This window comes from Enterobacter sp. 3U4 (assembly GCF_057224565.1).
This window is the reverse complement of the sequence record NZ_CP136665.1, coordinates 1812238-1828025: the sequence shown is the minus strand read 5'-3', so window position 1 is coordinate 1828025 and position 15788 is coordinate 1812238. Positions and strand designations below refer to the sequence as shown.

The following is a 15788-nucleotide window of genomic DNA, read 5'->3' as shown; positions in this document are numbered from 1 at the left end:
CTCAGTCCGGAGCATTTGAAAGCCAGAACCTCACTTAAAAGTGTGCCAACATTCCGTGGGTTGTATTAATGTCCGGAGAATAACGTGTTCGGAAAGCTATTGTTGAACTACATGCCAGGGTTACAAAATTTGTTGGCCTACGATAAAAGCTGGCTAAAACATGATGTTAAAGCCGGGTTATCCGTTGCGGCAGTAGCGCTACCCGTTGCTATTGCTTACGCTGAACTGGCGGGTGTTGGGGCAATTGTAGGGCTCTATTCCTGCGTTTTACCAATGATAGCTTACGCACTGTTTGGCTCTTCACGTCAGCTTATTGTTGGCCCTGATGCCACGACCTGCGCGGTGATTGCGGCCGTCGTGTATCCTCTCTCTGCAGGTAATCCCGAACTGCACTGGCAGCTGACAATCATCATGACATTGATGATGGGCGGGTGGTGTCTGCTTGCCAGTAAATTCCGCCTGGGCGCGCTCGCCGATCTGCTTTCTCACCCCATTCTAACGGGATTGCTTAATGGCGTAGCCGTGACGATTATTGTCGGACAATTAGGCAAGGTGTTGGGGATCAAGCTTGATGAGGCGCAGGTTATTGAGAAAATAATGGCCCTGCCGGGTAGACTTTCAGAAAGCCATTTATTAACCGTAGGAATATCCCTTTTTACGTTAATTATTTTAATGGTTATCAAAACGTATCGCAGCCAGTGGCCAGCACCTTTAATCGCCATAGTAATAACAACGGCACTGGTATGGGGAACCTCTGCCCAACAGTATGGTGTTGCCACTATTGGAGGGGATGGCTTCCAGCCCGGTTTACCCGTCGTTAACTGGGGGGCGTTCCAGCCCGGTCCGATGCGTGATTTAGTGATCCCAGCGCTGAACCTGGCGTTGGTCAGTTTTGTCAGCCTGATGCTGACCGCCCGCAGTTTTGCCGCGAAAAATGGCTATGAAATTAATGCTGATGCAGAGTTCCGCGCGCTGGGTATTGCGAACATTATGTCGGGGTTATCTCAGGGGTTTGCTATCAGTGGCGCCGATTCCCGGACCGCGGTAAATGATTCGGTTGGGGGGAAAAGTCAGCTGGTTTCGGTGGTCGCAGCTTTGATCATCGGTATTGTCGTGGTGTTTTTCACTCAGCCATTACAATATATTCCGGTATCTGCGTTAGGTATAGTTCTAATGTATGCCTCGTGGTCATTAATCGATTTACGTGGATTATGGAACCTGCGGCGCAGAAATAAGCAGGCATTTCGTCTGGCCTTTTTCACCTTTGGCTGCGTTTTAATTATCGGCGTTATCCAGGGGATCGGCCTTGCGGTGCTGCTTGGGTTATTACAATTTCTTCGTACAGTGTTTCGTCCCTCTGAGCACCTGCTGGGCACTGACGAAGATGGAATGATTCACTCATTAGGAAATACGAACGATATTAAAATGGTCCCGGGCGTGCTGATGTATCGATTTAACTCGCCGTTGACCTATTTTAACGTGGCTTATTTTAAACGTCGGGTTTTGAATCTGGTTGATGGGGCAGCCTTACAGCCTAAATGGGTGGTCATTGATGCCGTTGCCTGCTTCACCTATTCAGACATCAGCGTTCTGGCAACCATTAATGAGTTAAAGCGCGATCTGAAAGGTCGACAGATTAAGTTAATCCTCGCGGGCAGGAAAACGGAATTAACACGCTGGTTTAAAGACAGTCGGCCAACAATGAATGATGATGACATGATTCTGGCGCCAGACCTTTACCTGGCACTTCGGTTCATTCAAAGCAAAGAGAGCGTGAGTGAATCAGGTGGAGAGGTATAAGGTAAAGGCTTGCCTGCCAACCGCGAGCAAGCCATAGCTCCTAGCGATATAGCGTCTTTTCCGCAACCGTAATAAGCAGCCCCGATCGCCAGTCCGCAAGCGTCAGCTGCGCAAGCTTACCCAGCGCGATATAAAACGGATGCCCGGCGTTGTCGACAAACGCTGACAGGAAACGGGTGCTCCACGGCAGCAGGTGCCACGCCAGAAGCTGAGCGCACTCCGACTCGCGGCCATTCTCGGCCAGCCACGCCGCCAGCAGCAGCAACGTACCAAAATGATCTTCCGGCTCATTCTGCTGCATCTCAAACGCGATATTATTCTCCCGCATCCACTGGCGCAGCGCGAGGGTCGAGTCGCCAAACAGCACGGATTCACGGTCAAGCCAGACGGATCCCCACGGCGGAGCGGGCAGGGCGTAAGGGCCAATAAACAGCCGTTGCCAGGCGTCGGTCAGCGGTTCATCGGAAGAGGAGGCAAACGTATCGGCAACGGGCTGCAGCGTTACCGATGGCAGGGGCCAGTCCTGAACCCATTCGCCCGCGGTGAGGGCCTGCACCAGCGGCGCGGCCTGCTCGCTGTCCGGTGCGAAATAAAACAGCGCGCCCAGCACCCGGGCGCTGAATGCGAACGATTCACGATGTGAGACGTCTATCATTAAACCTTCCTTGCTCGCGCGGATTTCGCCCGCGCAACTGTGTTAAACCAATTTATAGACCATAGAATAAACCACGGTCATGCGCTTCACTTTCTAGACCTTCTCGATCTGCACCAGATTGGTGTGTTGCGGATTGCCTTTTGCCAGCGGAGAAGGTCGATGGGTCGTCAGCGTGTTGATGCATGAGCCGTGGTCGATGCGGTCGCCGTTCATATTGGCGTCGTGCCAGGCCCCCTGGCCCATGGCGCTCACGCCGGGCATGATGCGTGGCGTGACTTTCGCTTCAATTCGCACCTCGCCGCGATCGTTAAAGACGCGCACCATATCACCGTTCTTAATGCCGCGTTTTGCAGCATCGACGGGATTAAGCCAGACCTCCTGGCGGCAGGCCGCTTTCAGCACCTCGATGTTACCGTAGCTCGAGTGGGTACGGGCTTTGAAGTGGAAGCCAAACAGCTGCAGCGGGAACTGCGCGCGCTCGGGCGCATCCCAGCCGTCGAAGGTTGATGCGTAGACGGGCAGCGGGCTGATGGTCTCATCTTTATCCAGCTCCCAGGTGGCCGCAATCTCCGCCAGCTTACTGGAGTAAATTTCAATCTTGCCCGATGGCGTTTTCAGCGGATTGGCTTCCGGGTTTTCGCGGAATTTTTTATAGGCCACAAAGTGTCCGTTCGGATCTTTACGCTTGTAAATACCCATTTTTTTCAGCTCGTCATAGGACGGCAGCTTAGGGTCTTTTTCGAGCATTTTGGCATACAGGAACTGCAGCCACTGCTCCTGCGTCCGTCCTTCGGTAAATTTTTGATGGATATCCGGCCCGAGGCGTTTCGCCACTTCGCTCATGATCCAGTAGATGGGCTTGCGCTCAAACTTTGGCGCAGTCACGGGCTGGAGGAAAATCAGGTAACCCATATTCCCCGCGTAATCGTTAGGAATGATGTCTTCCTGCTCGACGGTCATCAGGTCCGGCAGCACGATATCGGCGTACTTCGCCGACGACGTCATGAAGTTATCGATGACGACAATCATCTCGCACTTGCTTTCATCTTGCAGAATTTCGTGCGTTTTATTGATATCGGAGTGCTGGTTGATGAGGGTATTGCCCGCGTAGTTCCAGATGAACTTAATCGGCACGTCCAGCTTATCCTTGCCGCGCACGCCGTCGCGCAGGGCGGTCATCTCCGGCCCTCGGGCGATGGCGTCCGTCCAGCTGAAGCAGGAAATTTGCGTTTTTACAGGGTTATCCGGCAGCGGCATACGTTCGATGGTGATGGTGTAGGTCGACTCACGCGCGCCGCTGTTCCCGCCGTTGATCCCTACGTTTCCGGTGAGGATCGGTAGCATCGCGATGGCGCGGGAGGTCAGCTCGCCGTTCGCCTGACGCTGCGGTCCCCAGCCCTGGCAGATGTAGGCCGGTTTTGCGGAGCCGATTTCGCGGGCAAGCTTAACGATGCGTTCTGCCGGAATGCCGGTGATGCGTGAGGCCCACTCCGGTGTTTTCGCCGTGTTGTCATCGCCCTGGCCGAGAATATACGCTTTGTAGTGGCCGTTAGCTGGCGCGCCTTCCGGCAGCGTTTTTTCGTCATAGCCAACGCAGTATTTGTCGAGGAACGGCTGGTCGACCAGGTTTTCGTCGATTAACACCCAGGCAATGCCCGCCACCAGCGCGGCATCGGTTCCCGGACGGATCGGGATCCACTCATCTTCGCGTCCGGCTGCCGTGTCGGTGTAGCGCGGGTCGATAACAATCATTCGCGCGTTGGACCGCTCGCGGGCCTGCTCCAGATAGTATGTAATCCCACCGCCGCTCATGCGCGTTTCCGCCGGGTTATTGCCGAACATGACCACCAGCTTGGTGTTTTCGATATCCGAGGTGCTGTTGCCGTCGTTACTGCCGTAGGTGTACGGCATCGCGCAGGCAATTTGCGCCGTGCTGTAGGTACCGTAGTGGCTCAGGAAACCGCCGTAGCAGTTCATCAGACGAGCCACCAGCGAAGCGTAAGGGGAGGAGCGGGTGATATTGCCGCCGACAATGCCGGAGGAATAGTTAATGTACACCGCTTCGTTGCCGTAGTTGGCCACCACGTCTTTCAGGCTGGCGGCGATCGTGTCGAGCGCTTCATCCCACGTGATGCGCTCGAACTTACCTTCGCCGCGTTTGCCCACGCGTTTCATCGGGTAGTTGAGGCGGTCAGGGTGATTGATCCGACGGCGAATAGAACGTCCGCGCAGGCAGGCGCGCACCTGATGATCGCCATAGACATCCTTACCGGTGTTATCCGTTTCGATCCAGTATACTTCGTTGTCGCGCACGTGCAGACGCAGCGCACAGCGGCTGCCGCAGTTGACCGAGCAGGCGCCCCACACAACTTTATCTTCAGAAGGCTGGACGGCGTTCTTCACCGCCGCGGCGGCGCTTTTTAAGCCGAAAGGAAGCGAGATCCCGCCGGCGGCAAGCGCCAGAGAACCTATTGCCGTAGATTTCACGAGAGTTCGACGGCTAATTCCGCCGTGATGTTCAATATCGGACATGGCTCACCCCATCATTATAATTGCGTATTATTTTTCCCGAAATGATAACCGGGCTAATGATGGGGTGAGTGTTACTGATTTGGGGGTATTAGATCTTAATCCTCATCAAATCAAAGGGAATTGAGGATAAATTACTGAGCTTCAGCAGCTCCGTTGCCTGTACGGGTGTACAAAATTTTAAAGGTGTCGTTGGCGCAGTGGCCTACCACCTGCGTGCCCGCCCGATCGGCCTGATCGTTCGGCACAATGCTCAGCGTAAAGCCTGACTCGGGCACGCCGTTGTTGATAATTTTCTGCTGAATGTCGCTTTTCACGCGCTCGCAGGAATCCGGTGCCGCCAGCGCGACCGTTGAGGCACTCATTAACAGCAGGGCGGTAATCCAGGGTAACCGTTTCATCTGTAGCTCCTTTTCTCTGTGTGAACGTTAAGCATAGCAGGATAAAGGTAACCTTTTGTTTTTGTGTGCATCTTTCTGAATAGTCCTGGAAGTAACTTGACGCCCTGGTAGTAATCAAAACACAAAACTAAGCTTATCCTTTACCCTGGTTAATAATTGTATTGAATAACGGAGTAATGGCTCGTCGATAACGGTGACGAAGTTTTGCAGCTAAAGGTCTTTTCTGCATTAATGCATCCCAAATTTGTTTCTTTTTAGCATCTATCACGGCATCGCCTTTGGATTCATTAATTGTTGACGCATTAGCATCTTCAGAAAGACGTACTGGATAAGGTACTAGAGAGTGAATTTTAGCCAAAGAGAGATCTTCGAATAAGCTCCATTTATCAGAAACCATCCACACAGGATAAAGGTTTGCCAGGAGCCTGTCGGCTGCTTTTTGGTTAATAATATACGCATGCGCTGTTGTGGCCTGGTGCGTCTTGTGTAGGTTATAAGAGCCGCATATGTTTTTAATTGACTTTTTGTGATATTTATTGACTCGACTAAGAAGTATAATCTCAGGCTTAGTCTTGCTAAGTGTGATATTATTTAATATTTCACGAAGATCGCTACTAAGTATAACATCATCTTCGAGAATCAGAGCTGCTTCGATATTTTCGCTTATGATTTTTTTATATATTTTTTGATGGCTTAACGCGCACCCCACTTCCCCTGGGAGAAAAGCATAATTTACCTCACGTGTAACATTTTTACGTTCAGCTTCCGTCATTTCCCGACCATCAACTGCTTCAACAAACTCGTGTGCAATATTCAACTTTAACAGTTGAGACTCCATTTTTGCACGACGTTCGCGCGAGTGTTTAAGATTGATTATAAAAGTTATCATCCTTTGAACGTACCTTAAAGACTGAATAGCTGGACCAATTTCAGGCATTTTATCAGTATTTGGGGCTGTTCAACATCAGTAAGTGCATATCCGGTGGGGTAAAAAAATAATTTTAGCCGTAGGGAAGGTAAAGGCATGAATTTCCAAAATGCTATCCATCGCTACCATTCTATTTGATACTATGAGAGCAACAATCCTTTCATTCTATTGGTAAATGATGTGATGAAATACGCAGCGATAACGCTACTGGCAGCAACACTGGTGGGTTGTGACAACAGCTCCGCGCCGCTGTCGTTTACGCCCGAGATGGCAAGTTTCTCGAACGAATTTGATTTTGACCCGCTGCGCGGCCCGGTCAAAGACTTTACCCAGACGCTGTTCAACGAGAAGGGCGAAGTGTCTAAGCGGGTCACCGGCACCGTGTCTACGGAAGGGTGTTTCGATAGCCTGGAGCTGCACGACCTGGAGGCAAACACCGGCGTGGCGCTGGTGCTGGACGCCAATTACTACCTTGATGCCGAAACCCAGCAGCGCAAAGTGAAGCTGCAGGGAAAATGCCAGCTGGCCGAACTGCCGTCAGCCGGGATAACGTGGGATACCGACGATAACGGTTATGTGGTGGCGGCGCACGGCAAAGAGATGGAAGTGAAGTATCGCTACGATGCGGATGGCTACCCGCTGGGCAAAACCACCGTCTCCGGGGATCAGCACCTGTCCGTTCAGTCGACGCCGTCTAAAGATCTTCGCAAAAGAATGGATTACTCGGCCGTGAGCATGTTGAATGACAAGCCGCTGGGCAACGTGAAGCAGAGCTGCGATTACGATCGGCACAATAACCCGGTGAGCTGCGATCTGACGATCACGGACGACAGCGTCAAACCCGCCGTTGAGCGCAAATACACCATCAAAAACACGATTGAATATTACTGAGAGTAAAGCCGCGCAGGTTACTGCGCGGTCGGTTTGAGCAGGCTGGCGCCTGACGGCTTGTGTCCGGCGAGGTGCTGATGCTGGAAGATGCACATGCGAATGGTATTGCGGTATTCACCGTTGATAAAGAATTCGTGAATCAGCTCGCCTTCCACCATAAAGCCCAGCTTGCGGTAGATATGGATCGCTTTCTCGTTCTCTTTATCCACAATCAGGTAAAGCTTGTAGAGATTCAGAACGTTGAATCCGTAATCCATTGCCAGCTTAGCCGCCCGTGAAGCAAGGCCTTTTCCCTGATGCTCAGGGGAGATGATTATCTGAAACTCCGCCCGGCGGTGAACGTGGTTAATCTCAACCAGCTCCACAAGACCGGCTTTTTCACCTTCACACTCCACCACAAAACGACGTTCACTCTGATCGTGAATGTGCTTATCGTAGAGATCGGACAGCTCGACAAACGCCTCGTAAGGCTCTTCGAACCAGTAGCGCATCACGCTGGCATTGTTGTCGAGCTGGTGGACAAAGCGCAGGTCTTCGCGCTCCAGCGGACGGAGTTTAACGTCGCAGGACACCGACATTACGGTGCTACCGTGCGGCCAGTGCGGCGATCCAGGCAGCGCAGGGTATTAGGCTCCCAGTAGGCATTGACGTTTGCACTTTGCTGACACTTATCGCGCGCATCAAAAGCGACATCTTCTTTGTCCCACTCTTTTTCAGCACGTTTGTTGACCTTCTGACGAAGGTTGCGTGTGTCATTCCATTGTTCTTTGTCCATAGCGGCGTTTTGGCGGCTTTGCGCGCTGTCACCAGACTCAATAATGAGCTTGCTGGTTTCCGCTGTCGCAGAGGCGGCAAAGGCGAACGATGACAGTGCCAGCAGGGCTGTCAGACAAAGGCGTTTGCTTAATGTGGTCATAGCGTTTCCTTTTAAATGGGTGCAGATAATCAAGTTACCCCGTACAGATTCTACACTAAAGCGAAATGACGGCATACCCGCGGAGCAAGTATGGAAAAGTAAAGGGCATCATCAGGTATGATGGTTAAATAGATCCTCACCTGACGTGAAATATGCTGAAAACGACGCTACTTTTTTTTGCCACCGCGCTATGCGAAATCATCGGTTGCTTCCTGCCCTGGCTCTGGCTGAAGAGGGGAGGATCCGTATTGTTGCTCATCCCGGCAAGCGTCGCGCTGGCCCTGTTTGTCTGGCTGTTAACGCTGCATCCGGCGGCCAGCGGGCGCGTTTACGCGGCTTACGGTGGTGTATATGTTTGTACTGCGCTGCTGTGGTTACGCGTGGTGGACGGCGTCAAGCTCAGCGCATACGACTGGGCAGGGGCGCTGATTGCCCTGTGCGGCATGCTGATTATTGTGGCGGGATTGGGGCGCGCGTGAGCGCCCGTGTTTTGTGATCGTTAGCTGATTTTATGATCATTATACTTGTATGGTAGTAGGGTTGATGGGTAAATTTCCAGCATCACAACGAACGATGTAAGGAAAGGAATTATGAAGATTGTCGCGGCTGACGTGTTTGTTACCTGCCCGGGGCGGAACTTTGTCACCCTTAAAATCACCACCGATGAGGGGATTGTCGGTCTCGGTGACGCTACGCTAAACGGACGCGAGCTCTCCGTGGCCTCTTACCTGAAGGATCATCTTTGCCCCCAGCTTATTGGCCGCGATGCGCACCGCATAGAAGACATCTGGCAGTTCTTTTATAAAGGCGCCTACTGGCGCCGCGGTCCGGTCACCATGTCGGCCATCTCCGCCGTGGATATGGCGCTGTGGGATATCAAAGCCAAAGCGGCCAACATGCCGCTCTACCAGCTGCTGGGCGGTGCCTCCCGGGAAAGGGTGATGGTCTACTGCCATACTACCGGCCACACCATTGACGACGTGCTGGAAGATTACGCCCGTCATAAAGAGATGGGCTTTAAGGCGATCCGCGTGCAATGCGGCGTGCCGGGCATGAAAACCACCTACGGCATGGCCAAAGGGAAGGGGCTGGCCTACGAGCCTGCGACCAAAGGCGACTGGCCGGAAGAGCAGCTCTGGTCCACCGAAAAATACCTCGATTTCACGCCGAAGCTGTTCGACGCGGTGCGCAGTAAATTCGGCTTCAATGAGCATCTCCTGCACGACATGCACCACCGCCTGACGCCAATCGAAGCGGCGCGCTTCGGCAAGAGCATCGAAGAATTCCGCATGTTCTGGATGGAGGACCCAACCCCTGCGGAAAACCAGGCCTGCTTCCGCCTGATCCGCCAGCACACCGTCACGCCCATTGCGGTAGGCGAAGTGTTTAACAGCATCTGGGACTGCAAGCAGCTTATCGAAGAGCAGCTTATCGACTATATCCGCACCACCATTACCCACGCGGGCGGCATTACCGGGATGCGTCGCATCGCCGATTTCGCCTCGCTTTACCAGGTGCGCACCGGCTCACACGGCCCGTCGGATCTGTCGCCCGTTTGCCACGCCGCCGCGCTGCATTTCGACCTGTGGGTGCCGAACTTTGGCGTGCAGGAATACATGGGCTACTCCGAGCAGATGCTGGAAGTCTTCCCGCACAGCTGGCGCTTCGAAAAGGGCTATATGCATCCGGGCGACAAGCCGGGGCTGGGCATTGAGTTTGATGAAAAACTGGCGGCGAAATACCCGTACGACCCGGCCTATCTGCCGGTGGCCCGTCTTGAAGACGGCACGCTGTGGAACTGGTAAGCGAGGAGCGAACGATGAAAAGCGTAGTGATTCAGCAGCCGAACGAACTGGTGATTGAAGAGCGGTCACGCCCGGAGCCAGGCGCAGGCGAAGTGCGCGTCAAGATTAAACTGGCCGGGATTTGCGGTTCAGACAGCCACATCTATCGCGGGCATAACCCGTTTGCGAAGTATCCGCGCGTCATCGGGCATGAATTTTTTGGCGTGATTGACGCCACAGGCGAGGGCGTTGACAGCGCACGTCTGGGCCAGCGCGTCTCGGTTGACCCGGTGATCAGCTGCGGGCACTGCTACCCGTGCTCCGTGGGAAAACCGAACGTCTGTACCTCGCTGGTGGTGCTGGGCGTACACCGCGACGGGGGCTTCAGCGAATATGCGGCAGTGCCCGCTAAAAATGCCTGGCCTATCCCGGATGACATTCCTGATAAACACGCCGTCATGGTTGAGCCCTTCACCATCGCCGCCAACGTAACGGGGCAGGCCAACCCGACCGAGCAGGACGTTGCGCTGATCTACGGCGCTGGCCCGATGGGGCTGGTCACCGTGCAGGCGCTGAAGGGCGTCTATAAGGTCAAGCAGGTTATCGTGGTTGACCGCATCGATGAACGCCTGAAAATGGCCCGGCGCAGCGGCGCGGACTGGGTCTTTAATAACGGCGAGCAGTCGCTGCAGGCCGCGCTGGAGGAAAAAGGCGTCAAACCGACGTTAATCATTGATGCCGCCTGCCATCCATCTATTTTGCAGGAAGCGATAACCCTGGCCTCGCCGGCGGCGCGCATCGTGCTGATGGGCTTTTCCAGCGAGCCGAGCCAGATTGTTCAGCAGGGCATCACCGGCAAAGAGCTGGCGATCTTCTCCTCGCGCCTGAACGCCAGCAAATTCCCGGTCGTCATCGACTGGCTGAAGAGGGGGCTGATCGACCCGGAAAAACTGATCACCCATACTTTTGACTATCACCACGTAACAGACGCCATCGAACTGTTTGAGAAAGACCAGCGGCAGTGCTGCAAAGTCTTACTCACGTTCGGCCAATAATCATTTGCGCGATTAAGAGCCTGCGCAGACAGGCTCTATGTGGTTCGCATCTTACCTTTCAGAGATAGCCATCATGACACAAGTACAACCGCAACGATCCACCGCCGATCTGGTGAAAGCCGCCGTTTCCGGCTGGCTCGGTACCGCTCTGGAGTTTATGGACTTTCAGCTTTACTCGCTGGGCGCCGCCCTGGTCTTCCATGAGATCTTCTTCCCGGAACAGTCAGCCGCGATGGCGCTGATCCTCGCGATGGGGACCTACGGCGCAGGCTATATTGCGCGCATCGTCGGCGCCTTTATCTTCGGCAGAATGGGCGACAGCATTGGCCGTAAGAAGGTGCTGTTCATCACCATCACTATGATGGGGATTTGCACCACGCTGATTGGCGTCCTCCCGACCTACGCGCAGATCGGGATTTTTGCTCCCGTGCTGCTGGTGACGCTGCGCATCGTTCAGGGACTCGGCGCCGGGGCGGAGATTTCCGGAGCAGGAACCATGCTGGCGGAGTACGCGCCGAAAGGAAAACGCGGCATCATCTCCTCGCTGGTGGCGATGGGCACTAACTGCGGGACGCTGAGCGCAACGGCGATCTGGGCGGTGATGTTCTTTGCCCTCGATCGTGAAGAGCTGATTGCCTGGGGCTGGCGCGTGCCGTTCCTCGCCAGCGTCGTGGTGATGATCTTTGCCATCTGGCTGCGTATGAACCTCAAGGAGAGCCCGGTCTTTGAGAAAGTGAACGATGCACAGACCGTGCAGCCGGACACGTCGCTGGGTTCCATGGTGAAAAGTAAATCCTTCTGGCTGGCGACCGGCCTGCGTTTCGGCCAGGCGGGCAATTCAGGTTTGATCCAGACCTTCCTCGCGGGCTATCTGGTCCAGACGCTGCTGTTTGATAAGGCCATCCCTACCGATGCGCTGATGATCAGCTCCATTCTCGGGTTTATCTCCATTCCGCTGCTGGGCTGGCTTTCCGATAAAGTGGGGCGCCGTCTGCCGTACATTATTCTCAATATCTCAGCCATTCTGCTCGCCTACCCGATGCTGTCGATCATCGTCGATAAGAGCTATGCGCCGGGGACGATCATGCTCTCTATCATCGTTATCCATAACTTCGCCGTTCTGGGGCTGTTCGCGCTGGAAAATATCACCATGGCGGAGATGTTTGGCTCGCGAAATCGCTTTACGCGTATGGCCATCTCCAAAGAGGCGGGCGGTTTGGTGGCGGTGGGCTTTGGCCCGGTGCTGGCAGGGATCTTCTGCAATATGACCGGCTCCTGGTGGCCGATTGTCGCCATGCTGGTGGCCTATTCAGTGATAGGACTGGTCTCGGCGATCCTGATGCCGGAAGTGCGCGACCGTGATTTGAGCGCGGCGCATGACGCAGCCGAGTCTGCGCCAAAAGAGACGGTTGGGTACGGCGCTGTCTCCTCGCGACGCTAGTGGTTTATAGCTTGCGCTACCTGTCACACAACTTTATTTTTATGTCACACCACATGACCAAAAGTTAATATAAATCAAAATCTCAAACGGCAGTATCAGTATGGTTGATGGCAGTTGTCTTTTTACTCCAACTGCCATTCTAGTTGGTGTAGTCAGCAGGCGCTGCCGCTTCAACATGAGCGGCAGCGATCCACAGCTTTCTAATTAACGAGTCTTTATCATGGAAAACACGTTATTACAGGCCAATGCGACGCTGCCTCAGTACGATCGCAACAGCCTTAAGGCACGCATCGTTCATTTAGGCTTTGGCGCATTTCACCGTGCGCATCAGGCGCTGTACGCCGACATCCTCGCCGCCGATCACGGCAGCGACTGGGGCTACTGTGAGGTTAACCTGATTGGCGGTGAGCAGCAGATTGCCGATCTGAACGCGCAGGATAATCTTTATACCGTGGCTGAAATGTCTGCCGATGCGTGGACCTCCCGCGTGGTGGGCGTGGTCAAAAAGGCTCTCCATGCGCAGGTTGACGGGCTGGAGACGGTGCTGGCGGCGATGTGTGACCCGCAGGTAGCGATTGTCTCGCTGACCATCACCGAGAAAGGGTACTGCCACTCCCCGGCGACCGGGCAACTGATGCTCGATCACCCGTTTATCGTCGCCGACCTGCAAAACCCGCACCAGCCAAAATCTGCGCCGGGCGTCGTCGTGGAAGCGCTGGCGCGCCGTAAGGCAGCGGGTCTGCCTGCGTTTAGCGTGATGTCCTGCGACAACATGCCGGAGAACGGTCACGTGATGCGCAATGTCACCTGCGCGTACGCCCGTGCGGTAGACGGTGAGCTGGCGGACTGGATCGAATCCCACGTCACCTTCCCGTCAACCATGGTGGATCGCATCGTGCCCGCGGTCACCCCCGACACGCTGAATAAAATCGAACGGCTGACCGGCGTGCGCGATCCGGCGGCAGTGGCCTGTGAACCGTTCCGCCAGTGGGTAATTGAAGATAACTTTGTGGCAGGGCGTCCCGAGTGGGAAAAAGCCGGTGCCGAACTGGTGTCAGACGTGATCCCGTTTGAAGAGATGAAGCTGCGCATGCTCAACGGCAGCCACTCGTTCCTGGCCTATCTGGGCTATCTGGCGGGCTATCAGCATATCAACGACTGTATGGAAGATGAACATTACCGCATCGCCGCGCACGCGCTGATGCTTAACGAGCAGGCGCCTACGCTGAAGGTCAAAGGCGTCGATTTAGGACGCTATGCCGATCTCCTGATTGCCCGCTACAGCAACCCAGCCCTGCGCCATCGGACCTGGCAAATCGCGATGGACGGCAGCCAGAAGCTTCCGCAGCGCATGCTGGATTCCGTGCGCTGGCACCTGGTGCATCATAAGCCTTTCCCGCTGCTGGCGCTGGGCGTGGCAGGGTGGATGCGCTATGTCGGCGGCGTGGACGAGCAGGGTAACGCGATTGACGTGAGCGATCCTCAGCTGGCGATGATTCAGGCGGCGGTAAAGGGCAGTGCGGAAGGGGAAAGCCGGGTCAAGGCGCTGCTCGGCATCGAGGCCATCTTTGGCAAGGAGTTACCGCGTGAAGCCGTCTTTGTTGATGCGGTGATGAAGGCGTACCAGACGCTGCTGCAAAAGGGCGCGAAAGCGACCGTGGCGCAGTACGTGTCTCAACGGTAATTCAGCACATGCCGCCGTTCGCGGCGGCATGTCTGCGCACCGTTTAGTGCATACCCAGGCGAATCAGCTCAATCGGTTCGAACTTACCTTCGCATCCTTCCACTTCAACCGTTTTGCTGCGGCGCACCTGCGCGGCATCCAGCCCGTCGCTGTGGATCGCTTTAATCACGCCAGTTTTGCCCGTGCCGCTAATCATGACGCGGCTGCCGGTGGTGATTGCATTGCGGTTACGGTCGTATGTCATCATGGTATTTTCTCCTCTCTAACCTGTTCGTACGGCGTTATTTCAGGGTTGCCGTTCACGGAGCATATAAATACGCCTGTCTGCACCACATGTTTTTGTTTTTGATCAAACTCACACTTTTTTCTTTATTGTGCCGGGCGCTGACGATTCACGACAGCAATTGACAAAGCAGACCGTTATTTTCATTTATTGATAGTTTCAGAAGGGAAACGTTGAGGGTTGGTTTATATTCCCGGTGCCATTCTGGGTACAGGAAATAACCCTTTCATCGGAATAAGGAGTCAGGCTTATGTATAAGAAGATTTTGATGCCTGTTGACGTGTTTGAAATGGATTTGAGCGACAAAGCGGTTCGCCACGCGGCAAACCTTGCGAAGGCGGAGGGCGCCTCGATTACTCTGGTCAACATTCTGCCGGCCAGCAGTCGGTCCCTGCTGCGCGGATTTAACGCCGATATTAAAAAGTTCGAAGAGTATATGACGGAGGAATCCGGCAAGAAAATGAACGCGTTAAAAAGACTGTTCGATATCTCGCCGGAGAAAATTGACAGCCTGGTTCGCTTTGGCAACGTCCGCGATGAAATTATCAGGCTGAGCAAGGAGGGGGAATATGACGTGATCGTCATCGGGTCGAAAAATCCGGGCATCACCACCCATCTGCTGGGATCAAATGCCGAATCTATCCTGCGCTACGCCACAATTCCGGTGTTAGTCGTTCGCTAAACCCATCGCCGCATCCGAAAGGGGGCGGCGTAATATTACTCTTCGCTAAACCACTCGCTATTTTCCTGACGAATCAGCTGCACGGACTCGCTAATTTCCTGCAGATGCAGGGTCATTGCTTTTTCAACGCCGTCCGGGTCGCGTTTTTCCAGCGCGCTGAAAATATCGTGATGCTGTCGGAGCAGCATTTCCGGCGGGGAGACGTGATCGAGGCTCATGTAGCGCACGCGGTCAATGGTGGCCTTGATGTTCTCGATGGTATCCCATGCCAGCTGGCAATCCGCAATCTGCGCCAGTTTCTGATGGAATTCATCATCAAGCTGGAAGAAATCATTCAGCTGCTTACGGTCAATGGCAATCCGCTGCTGATGCAGGTTTTGCTCCAGTAGATAACACTGCTTGTCGTTGATGAGCGTTGCGGCACGGCGCGCCACCGCGCACTCAATGGCCTGGCGAACAAAACAGCCGTTGCGCACCTGAGAGAGTGAAATTTTGTTTACGTAGCTGCCGCGCTGCGGGCGGATCTGAATCAGACCGTTTTCCGCAAGCTTAATAAACGCTTCACGCACCGGCTGACGGGAAACGTCAAAACGCACGGACACCTCTTTTTCAGAAAGCGGCGTTCCCGGTGGGATCAGGCAATGGACAATATCACGTCGCAAAATGCGATAGATTTGCTGGTTTACGGGCTGGGTGGGATTGAGTTGCGATTCAGCGGCCATGAGTTGTCATTTCTCAG

At 54.3% G+C, this 15788-nt stretch carries 16 protein-coding genes; 8 read left to right on the top strand and 8 right to left on the bottom strand.

Annotated elements, in window-relative coordinates; all coding sequences use genetic code 11:
- The first annotated feature begins 84 nt into the window (after window positions 1-84).
- A complete protein-coding gene (locus tag RVY89_RS08570; protein ID WP_484827533.1) occupies window positions 85-1800 on the top strand; it encodes a SulP family inorganic anion transporter in 1716 nt (571 codons plus the stop codon).
- A gap of 40 nt (window positions 1801-1840) precedes the next feature.
- Here RVY89_RS08570 and dmsD read toward each other — a convergent pair whose 3' ends face one another.
- The 4 genes from dmsD to RVY89_RS08550 all read right to left on the bottom strand — a co-directional run bounded on the left by dmsD (window position 1841) and on the right by RVY89_RS08550 (window position 6322).
- A complete protein-coding gene (gene dmsD / locus RVY89_RS08565) occupies window positions 1841-2455 on the bottom strand; it encodes a Tat proofreading chaperone DmsD (protein ID WP_484827532.1) in 615 nt (204 codons plus the stop codon).
- Between the two features lie 93 nt (window positions 2456-2548).
- Window positions 2549-4987 carry a selenate/tellurate reductase subunit YnfE gene (gene ynfE / locus RVY89_RS08560; protein WP_484827531.1) on the bottom strand — a complete coding sequence of 813 codons (2439 nt, stop codon included), beginning with the start codon at window positions 4985-4987 and terminating at the stop codon, window positions 2549-2551.
- A gap of 131 nt (window positions 4988-5118) precedes the next feature.
- Entirely contained in the window at window positions 5119-5385 is a 267-nt protein-coding gene (locus RVY89_RS08555; RefSeq protein ID WP_484827530.1) for a DUF1161 domain-containing protein, read from the bottom strand.
- 133 nt (window positions 5386-5518) lie between these two features.
- Window positions 5519-6322 carry a glycosyltransferase family 25 protein gene (locus RVY89_RS08550; RefSeq protein WP_484827529.1) on the bottom strand — a complete coding sequence of 268 codons (804 nt, stop codon included), beginning with the start codon at window positions 6320-6322 and terminating at the stop codon, window positions 5519-5521.
- Window positions 6323-6493: 171 nt separating this feature from the next.
- Here RVY89_RS08550 and RVY89_RS08545 point away from each other — a divergent pair, with 171 nt between their 5' ends.
- The gene (locus tag RVY89_RS08545) at window positions 6494-7204 is read left to right on the top strand and encodes a YnfC family lipoprotein (protein ID WP_484827528.1); all 711 of its coding nucleotides are present in this window, start codon (window positions 6494-6496) and stop codon (window positions 7202-7204) included.
- Between the two features lie 17 nt (window positions 7205-7221).
- Here the strand turns inward: RVY89_RS08545 and speG are convergent, their stop codons facing one another.
- Both speG and RVY89_RS08535 read right to left on the bottom strand, forming a co-directional pair.
- A complete protein-coding gene (gene speG / locus RVY89_RS08540; RefSeq protein ID WP_048030664.1) occupies window positions 7222-7782 on the bottom strand; it encodes a spermidine N1-acetyltransferase in 561 nt (186 codons plus the stop codon).
- Window positions 7782-8120 carry a DUF1283 family protein gene (locus tag RVY89_RS08535; protein WP_023335541.1) on the bottom strand — a complete coding sequence of 113 codons (339 nt, stop codon included), beginning with the start codon at window positions 8118-8120 and terminating at the stop codon, window positions 7782-7784. Before RVY89_RS08535 ends, speG begins: the two co-directional genes overlap by 1 nt.
- A gap of 152 nt (window positions 8121-8272) precedes the next feature.
- Between RVY89_RS08535 and RVY89_RS08530 the strand changes: the two genes are divergently transcribed.
- From RVY89_RS08530 to RVY89_RS08510, 5 genes are all read left to right on the top strand, one after another.
- Window positions 8273-8599: a YnfA family protein gene (locus tag RVY89_RS08530; protein ID WP_484827527.1), complete on the top strand. Its 327-nt coding sequence runs from the start codon at window positions 8273-8275 to the stop codon at window positions 8597-8599.
- Between the two features lie 111 nt (window positions 8600-8710).
- Window positions 8711-9925: a D-mannonate dehydratase ManD gene (gene manD, locus RVY89_RS08525; RefSeq protein WP_484827526.1), complete on the top strand. Its 1215-nt coding sequence runs from the start codon at window positions 8711-8713 to the stop codon at window positions 9923-9925.
- 14 nt (window positions 9926-9939) lie between these two features.
- Window positions 9940-10959, top strand: coding sequence for a Zn-dependent oxidoreductase (locus RVY89_RS08520; RefSeq protein ID WP_484827525.1), 1020 nt, complete (start codon window positions 9940-9942; stop codon window positions 10957-10959).
- Window positions 10960-11032: 73 nt separating this feature from the next.
- A complete protein-coding gene (locus RVY89_RS08515) occupies window positions 11033-12400 on the top strand; it encodes an MFS transporter (RefSeq protein WP_484827524.1) in 1368 nt (455 codons plus the stop codon).
- 220 nt (window positions 12401-12620) lie between these two features.
- Entirely contained in the window at window positions 12621-14084 is a 1464-nt protein-coding gene (locus tag RVY89_RS08510; RefSeq protein WP_484827523.1) for a mannitol dehydrogenase family protein, read from the top strand.
- Window positions 14085-14127: 43 nt separating this feature from the next.
- Here RVY89_RS08510 and ydfZ read toward each other — a convergent pair whose 3' ends face one another.
- Window positions 14128-14331, bottom strand: coding sequence for a putative selenium delivery protein YdfZ (gene ydfZ, locus RVY89_RS08505; RefSeq protein WP_014883679.1), 204 nt, complete (start codon window positions 14329-14331; stop codon window positions 14128-14130).
- 286 nt (window positions 14332-14617) lie between these two features.
- Between ydfZ and RVY89_RS08500 the strand changes: the two genes are divergently transcribed.
- Entirely contained in the window at window positions 14618-15049 is a 432-nt protein-coding gene (locus tag RVY89_RS08500) for a universal stress protein (RefSeq protein WP_024909093.1), read from the top strand.
- Between the two features lie 35 nt (window positions 15050-15084).
- Here the strand turns inward: RVY89_RS08500 and RVY89_RS08495 are convergent, their stop codons facing one another.
- Window positions 15085-15771: a GntR family transcriptional regulator gene (locus tag RVY89_RS08495; protein ID WP_008502405.1), complete on the bottom strand. Its 687-nt coding sequence runs from the start codon at window positions 15769-15771 to the stop codon at window positions 15085-15087.
- Window positions 15772-15788: the final 17 nt, after the last annotated feature.

Coding starts and splice junctions, on each gene's coding strand:
- dmsD (WP_484827532.1), bottom strand. CDS start 2,455: ATGATAGACGTCTCACATCGTGAATCGTTCGCATTCAGCGCCCGGGTG.
- ynfE (WP_484827531.1), bottom strand. CDS start 4,987: ATGTCCGATATTGAACATCACGGCGGAATTAGCCGTCGAACTCTCGTG.
- RVY89_RS08555 (WP_484827530.1), bottom strand. CDS start 5,385: ATGAAACGGTTACCCTGGATTACCGCCCTGCTGTTAATGAGTGCCTCA.
- RVY89_RS08550 (WP_484827529.1), bottom strand. CDS start 6,322: ATGCCTGAAATTGGTCCAGCTATTCAGTCTTTAAGGTACGTTCAAAGG.
- speG (WP_048030664.1), bottom strand. CDS start 7,782: ATGTCGGTGTCCTGCGACGTTAAACTCCGTCCGCTGGAGCGCGAAGAC.
- RVY89_RS08535 (WP_023335541.1), bottom strand. CDS start 8,120: ATGACCACATTAAGCAAACGCCTTTGTCTGACAGCCCTGCTGGCACTG.
- RVY89_RS08530 (WP_484827527.1), top strand. CDS start 8,273: ATGCTGAAAACGACGCTACTTTTTTTTGCCACCGCGCTATGCGAAATC.
- manD (WP_484827526.1), top strand. CDS start 8,711: ATGAAGATTGTCGCGGCTGACGTGTTTGTTACCTGCCCGGGGCGGAAC.
- RVY89_RS08520 (WP_484827525.1), top strand. CDS start 9,940: ATGAAAAGCGTAGTGATTCAGCAGCCGAACGAACTGGTGATTGAAGAG.
- RVY89_RS08515 (WP_484827524.1), top strand. CDS start 11,033: ATGACACAAGTACAACCGCAACGATCCACCGCCGATCTGGTGAAAGCC.
- RVY89_RS08510 (WP_484827523.1), top strand. CDS start 12,621: ATGGAAAACACGTTATTACAGGCCAATGCGACGCTGCCTCAGTACGAT.
- ydfZ (WP_014883679.1), bottom strand. CDS start 14,331: ATGATGACATACGACCGTAACCGCAATGCAATCACCACCGGCAGCCGC.
- RVY89_RS08500 (WP_024909093.1), top strand. CDS start 14,618: ATGTATAAGAAGATTTTGATGCCTGTTGACGTGTTTGAAATGGATTTG.
- RVY89_RS08495 (WP_008502405.1), bottom strand. CDS start 15,771: ATGGCCGCTGAATCGCAACTCAATCCCACCCAGCCCGTAAACCAGCAA.